2 protein-coding genes and 4 pseudogenes are annotated in these 6,942 nt (G+C 40.8%); 1 reads left to right on the top strand and 5 read right to left on the bottom strand.

Annotated elements, in window-relative coordinates; translation table 11 throughout:
* Nucleotides 1–109 precede the first annotated feature (109 nt).
* The 5 genes and pseudogenes from HHI26_RS20235 to HHI26_RS20215 form a co-directional block, all read right to left on the bottom strand.
* Nucleotides 110–370 (bottom strand): annotated as a pseudogene (locus tag HHI26_RS20235) (transposase); the annotation flags it as partial.
* A 125-nt stretch (nt 371–495) separates the two neighbouring features.
* Complete coding sequence (locus tag HHI26_RS20230) at nt 496–1,857, bottom strand: hypothetical protein (protein ID WP_171149574.1); 1,362 nt, start codon at nt 1,855–1,857, stop codon at nt 496–498.
* A 240-nt stretch (nt 1,858–2,097) separates the two neighbouring features.
* Nucleotides 2,098–2,529: pseudogene (locus HHI26_RS20225) on the bottom strand (integrase core domain-containing protein); the annotation flags it as partial.
* A gap of 110 nt (nt 2,530–2,639) precedes the next feature.
* On the bottom strand, nt 2,640–4,202 hold the full coding sequence (locus HHI26_RS20220) for a hypothetical protein (RefSeq protein ID WP_171149573.1): 1,563 nt from the start codon (nt 4,200–4,202) through the stop codon (nt 2,640–2,642).
* Between the two features lie 625 nt (nt 4,203–4,827).
* A pseudogene (locus HHI26_RS20215) lies at nt 4,828–5,721 on the bottom strand (IS3 family transposase); the annotation flags it as partial.
* Between the two features lie 67 nt (nt 5,722–5,788).
* Between HHI26_RS20215 and HHI26_RS20210 the strand changes: the two are divergent.
* Nucleotides 5,789–6,940, top strand: a pseudogene (locus tag HHI26_RS20210) (IS30 family transposase).
* The last annotated feature ends 2 nt before the right edge of the window (nt 6,941–6,942 follow it).

The following is a 6,942-nucleotide window of genomic DNA, read 5'->3' as shown; positions in this document are numbered from 1 at the left end:
ATCGGATCTTACGCATAGCTATCTCCACAGGTGACATAATCAGTATGTCGGAAGATCTCTAAAAGTGAATGGGCCGTTTTGCCGGGATACTTACATGACGGCTTCACCACTTTTTTGCCATCGCTTCCTGAATGATTTCAGACTTCAGTCGCTCTTCGGCATACATCTTTTTGAGGCGACGGTTTTCCTCTTCCAGTTCTTTCAGCCGGGACATGAGGGCGGCGTCCATTACGCCGAACTTTGAACGCCACTTATAAAAACTGGCGCTGCTGATGCCGTGCTCACGGCAAAGTTCAGGGACCGGTGTTCCAGCTTCAGCTTGTTTAAGAATGGCAATGTTCTGACTGTCAGTAAAACGTGATTTTTTCATAGGAATCCCCCTGAAATCAGGTTAGTGGAAAATTCTACTTATGAACACACCGATTTTTAGGGGGGATTACCGGGGCTTCAAACCCTTTATAGTGACAAAAGAGAATTATCTATAAAGCAAAAGGTTTACTTTAATCCTAATAGTGCAATTATTATTTGAACAACAGCTAAAGCTACAACTAGTGCAGCCATTCTTTTTTGATAAATTAAATTTGAGTTTGACACTTTCTCACTACAAACATTCTTCTTCAATAATATTTCTTTTTCTATGGCCGTGTACTTTTCAATCATTTTTGACGTTAAATAATTTGCCTTTTCAAACACTTTTGTGTGATTACCAAGTGAATATTTTGATTCAAAATTAATATTTTTAGTTCTATGTATCAAATCAATAAGCTCTAGATAATAATCATATATGTACTCGTATCTTTCAGTTGGTTTTATGTGATTAGAATTAACATATTCATTATACTTATCATTTGACTTATCAAAAAAATTCGATATCAAAATAACATAAAGGAAAATATTTATATTATCTACATCAAAATTTTCTATTTTAGAATAATTAATACCTAATTCTGGATCGAGAGAAATTACAGAAATGTGAGGTATTTTACAGTTCAAAAGTATCTTATTAGTGACAGTGCAATACTTACTATTATCTTCACCTTGGTACAATATATTATTATCAGCGTATTTTTGGACTAGATAATGTTTACTGTAATTTTTTTTATTGAAATAATTTTTATTTATAGAATTATATGCAGACAAGGAGTAGCACCCACTACTCGGGGCATCAACACCTAATCTGTCAAATAATCGTAATTCCAAATTATGTATTTCATCATAAAGTGTATTAATATTATCTAAAATTAACTCCTTACTTAAACTTTCCCTATTTTCTATCGTAGCAGCAGAAAAATTGAATTTAAAAGGGTTACATGTTTTATATTTCATTTTCTGTAGCGGGATATGATCAACATCAACATTCTGAAATAAAATCTTAACTTGAGGCTTCAGATACCAGTTTACTAACAAATAAAAAAAACCATCTTTTGATAATTTAAGTGTTAAAAAACAATGGGTAATAAATTCACTTGGGGCCTTGATATTTTTGGAAGAATGAAGGTTTTCGATTTCGGTATTAAAGAAAACCTCACCTAAATATATGGTTTTTTCAACAAAAATTTCATTATTGCTGGAACTCCAAAGATCACTATCATTTTTCCATTTGATTATTTTTTTTACTTGTTCAAATGTTAAAGCACATAGATTATTAACTGAAGTAAAATGCCATTCAATTGACGGATCTAAGAGACTATATTTGTTAATGGCATTTTTTTCTAAATCTTTGTTCTCTTCATTCAATTTATCTATCCAGTAATAATACGCTTTGCTGGATTCTTTTAAATTTTCATTGAAAAATGAAGGGGATTTTTTCACAAAATAACAAATGGCGCCGTATATACTTTTTTCAAATTTTTTCATTTAAAACCCATACATTAATTATTAATTTGTAGTTTGCATTTTTAATACACCTATAACAGTGCGTTCAGAAACATTGCATAACCTCGCAGTATTTCTGCTGATGCTTTGCCTATTTGAAACATCTAGAGTATCTTCGGAGAGTTTATTGAGGATAGATCTGTTACCCCAAGCGAGATGGTTCGCATAAAATCATAGACATTAGTTGACACTATTGACCTGCTCCCAACATTAGATACCCCCTCAGTTAGTAACATCGGTTTGTTTACCTTCAAATTTCTCGTTTCGCCAGCCTGCTGCAAATTCTGATGGCGTCTGATAAGTCGGTGCTGAATGGGGCCTGTATTCGTTATAGTTCTGCCGCCAGTCATTAATGATTGGTCTGGCGAGAATGATATCACTGAACCAGTGCTCATTAAGACATTCATCACGAAAGCGCCCGTTAAAGCTCTCAATAAATCCGTTCTGTGTCGGCTTACCCGGATGATTAAGCCTCAGTTCTATGCCTTATTCAAATGTCCACTGATCCAGCTGAAGCGCCTCCTTGTCCAGCATTGTTTCAGCAAGCAGCTTCTTCAGACGGATGTTATCTTCTTCGAGGGTCTTCAGACGCTTAACTTCCATACAGCCAAACTTTTTACGCCATGTGTAGAAGATGGCGTGCTTACGGCAGAGTGTTAGGCAATGAAGTATCAACCTCAATTGCCAGACATTTTTCATTAGATCCTATCCGGTTTGTTTATCTTTAATCGTTTGGCAACAATGGTCATACACTCCCTAGTTCCTCACAATTCACTGGCTGACACCCCAATTAGCATTCCCAAGACTTGTGAAGCTGTTACGAAATTCGTCAACAATTTATGACTATGATTCTGATTTTTGATGAAGTTAACTGTACGACGTTCTGACATAATCAGTACTGAAACTTGCTGATTAAGGACGTTGTCATTCATCACAAAACCAATCTGATTTTGTGGTGGCCCACTCTCACTGAGATACATAAAGGCTTGCTGTGCATCGGCATTAATTTCGGCATACATCTCTTGCGTGTCGCTGCACACCTTTACGGTCCCCATGAAACGTTTTGTTCCTACGTCAAAACCCAGCTCCGTATCAGGTGCTATATCCAGTACATTATATGCGGTGTAGATAATAAAATCGTGCAATGTATCCGGGTTATCAATGCGTAAATTGGAATAGCAAGTCAGGATGATATCCTCGATAGCCGGTTCTCTCAACGTTTTAGCAGGGTATAGACCCTCATAAAAATCGTACGTATCAGCAAGTTCTTCCAACAAAAAGTCAAGGTCAATAAAGACAACTGAACGAGATGGCAAATGGAGGGGTTCATTATTTTTATTAGCTCTGGCCGCCTGCATATTATTATCGCGAAACGTCTCTACGGCTTGCCAAGGCATATTATAAAGCCGCAACAGATCGTTAATACAGCAAGTGGCATAAAGCTGTAATCGACTCAATAATGAATTAATTTCCTCTGCATTGAGCAAATCGTCTAATTGCATTCCCATGTGTATGATTTTTGTTCGCAACCCATCGTTCGCGTTCCCCCCCGTATATGAACGGAACTCCGCTTCCAATCGAGTTTCATCGTAACTGTTGCGGGCCAAATGCTGAGTGATTTTAGCCCTAACTCTCTGAAATTTCTCGTAATTATCCGGGAAAGCTATAAACTCAAAAATACGCATGAATTCAACGAATTTTTCCGTCGGGCCAGAACTTTCCAGCGCCGCAGAATATAAACGCATCGCGTGTAATACGATGTTCCCGGTATCATTGATATCTGATTTGTAAATCGAAAGCTGATCAAGAACAGAGGCAGATAAGAGCTCAATTCCATGAGGAACATTCAATACATTGCCGTAAATATCTGCTGAAGCAATTCTCGGCAGCCCTCCATATTCATCGGTGACTAATGCTACGGTGTCTCCACTCTCAAGCTGCCCCACCCTTCCTGTCATCAGTTTTTTATCAAGTATAGAGCCGTAATTCAGACGAATAAAATCCACAATTGGCCTTGCTTTTCGAATAGCTTTACGCAATATTTCAGTATTCGACCCTTCGTTAAATAATATTTCGGCATATGCATCATCACGGACAACGATCGTTGTACTGGAAAGAATAGCGGATAAAAGAACGTGCTTTTTTTTGGATCTTTCCTCAAACATATCAAATGTATTTTGAAATATATCATTAAGGTCTAACGTATTTGCTGGATGTATCGAAACATCACCAAAACTGTAAGCCTCTGGGATGGTTAGGCCGACTACGGGAAGTATATAAATATAGTGTTTATCACTATCAACAAACAATTCAGCAAGGTTAGGCATACTAGCTCCATACAGTTATCGTACAAATAATTTGTTTTAGCTGTTTAGTAGGTCCTTCATGTTCGCCGACTAAACCATATCCGTAAGGGCATACGTGCCTGCCGAATTTGCTCTAAGCAGAAGATCGCTATGCATAAATCCTTACAAACTGCACCTACATGCCATTGATGCTCGCCTCACGCCCCTCGACCAGGATGGATCTTACCCGACCGATACAATATCCATTAGGTAAACCTAGCCAGCTTTGACAACGCTACCGTCATCAGAAACATCAGTCCTGATTAAGCATTAATGTGTCGAAATATTACCAAATATCCTTAAACTTTCCAAGAAGGCAATCAGATAACCCTTAAAGTTTAATATATTTGGTTATGCGATTGCGATGGGGCATGATTTATGAACTGAGTTAGAGCAAGTTGTCAGAAAATGCATTATAAAATGCGTATTGTTAGTTGGTTCATGAATCTCTTTGTAAATCAGTTAATCTTTTCATTATAAATATCCATTAAAAACAATGAGATATTTAAAATTCTTCTTATGAACTAGATTCAAACACAACATAAGTTAAATGAGATATCTAATCATCAGCTTTGCCTCCAGCCTAAATTGAATCGCCACGGATAATCTAGACACTTCCGAGCCGTTGATAATACTGGTTTTCATATTCTGTCGGTGACATCTGATCGCTAGAACCATGCCGACGCTTACTGTTATAAAACATTTCGATGTAATCAAAAATATCGCTGCGGGCTTCTTCCCGCGTTCCGTAGATCTTTTTCTTTATCCGTTCGCGTTTCAACAACTGGAAAAAGCTTTCTGCAACCGCATTATCGTGGCAGTTACCGCGGCGGCTCATGCTGCCCTCCAGGCCGTGTGATTTCAGGAACGACTGCCACTCATGGCTGGTGTACTGACTGCCCTGATCCGAATGAACCAACACCTGTTTTTGGGGATTACGCCTCCATACAGCCATCAGCAGTGCGTTCAGGACAATATCCTTTGTCATCCGCGATTGCATGGACCAGCCGATAATTTTGCGTGAGAACAGATTAACAACCACGGCAAGATACAGCCAGCCTTCGTGGGTCCTGATATAGGTTATGTCGGTTACCCAACGCTCATCCGGAGCATCCGGATTGAACTGTCGCTGGAGCCTGTTGGGCGATACGATACTGACCTCGCCTTTACGTGCCCGCGGGCTCCGGTATCCGACCTGAGCCTTTATCCCGACACGTTTCATCAGCCGCCAGACTCTGTTGACTCCGCACTGTTGCCCGCTGTCCCGCAGATCCAGATGGATCTTGCGATAACCATAGACGCATCCCGATTCCAGCCAGAACTGTTTAATCTGTCCTGTCAGTCTCAGGTCTGTCTGATGGCGCTGTGAATGCGGCTGCTGAAGCCAGGCGTAAAAGCCACTGGGATGAACATCCAGCACCCGACAGAGCAGGCGAACAGGCCAGCAACGGGCGTTGTCACGGATAAAGGCGTACCTCAGTCGGACAGCTTTGCGAAGTACGCCGCTGTAGATTCAATTGGTCAACGCAACAGTCATGTGAAAACATGGGGTTGCGGAGGGTTTTTGAATGAGACGGACATTTACAGCAAAGGAAAAAGCATCTGTTTTTAACTGTGGAAGAACGGAACAGGCTTCAGTAAAATAGCTAATATTCTGGGTTCGAAACCAGGAACGATCTTCACTATGTTAAGAGATACTGGCGGCATAAAACCTAATGAGCGCAAGCGGGCTGTAGCTCACCTGACACTGTCAGAGCGCGAGGAAATACGAGCCGGTTTGTCAGCCAAAATGAGCATTCGTGCGATAGCTACTGCGCTGAATCGTAGTCCTTCGACGATCTCACGTGAAGTTCAGCGTAATCGAGGCAGGCGCTATTACAAAGCTGTTGATGCTAATAACCGGGCCAGCAGGATTGCGAAAAGACCAAAACCGTGCTTGCTGGATCAGAATTTACCGTTGTGAGAGCTTGTTCTGGAAAAGCTGGAGATGAAGTGGTCTCCAGAGCAAATATCAGGATGGTTAAGGCGAACGAAACCGCGTCAAAAAAACACTGCGAATATCACCTGATACAATTTATAAAACGCTCTATTTTCGTAGCCGCGAAGCGCTACACCACCTGAATGTACAGCATCTGCGCCGGTCGCATAGCCTTCGCCATGGCAGACGCCATACCCGCAAAGGTGAAAGAGGTACGATTAACATAGTGAACGGAACACCAATTCACGAACGCTCCCGACATATCGATAACAGACGCTCTCTGGGGCACTGGGAAGGCGATTTAGTATCAGGCACAAAAAACTCGCATATAGCCACACTTGTAGACCGAAAATCACGTTATACGATCATCCTTAGACTTAGGGGCAAAGATTCTTTCTCAGTGAATCAGGCTCTTACCGAAAAATTTCTGAGCTTGCCGTCTGAACTCCGGCAATCACTGACATGGGACAGAGGAATGGAGCTGGCCAGGCATCTGGAATTTACTGGCAGAACCGGAGTTAAAGTTTACTTCTGCGATCCTCAGAGTCCCTGGCAGCGGGGAACAAACGAGAACACTAATGGGCTAATTCGACAGTACCTTCCCAAAAAGACATGCCTTGCCCAATATACTCAACATGAGCTGGATCAGGTTGCAGCTCAGCTAAACAACAGACCGAGAAAGACACTGAAGTTCAAAACACCGAAAGAGATAATTGAAAGGGGTGTTGCGTTGACAGATTGAAT

Origin of the sequence: Erwinia sp. JH02 (assembly GCF_013074405.1) — a bacterium.
Taxonomy (GTDB): Bacteria; Pseudomonadota; Gammaproteobacteria; order Enterobacterales; family Enterobacteriaceae; genus Erwinia; species Erwinia rhapontici.
The sequence above is the reverse complement of the archived record's forward strand: the minus strand, read 5'-3'. Positions and strand labels throughout refer to the sequence as shown.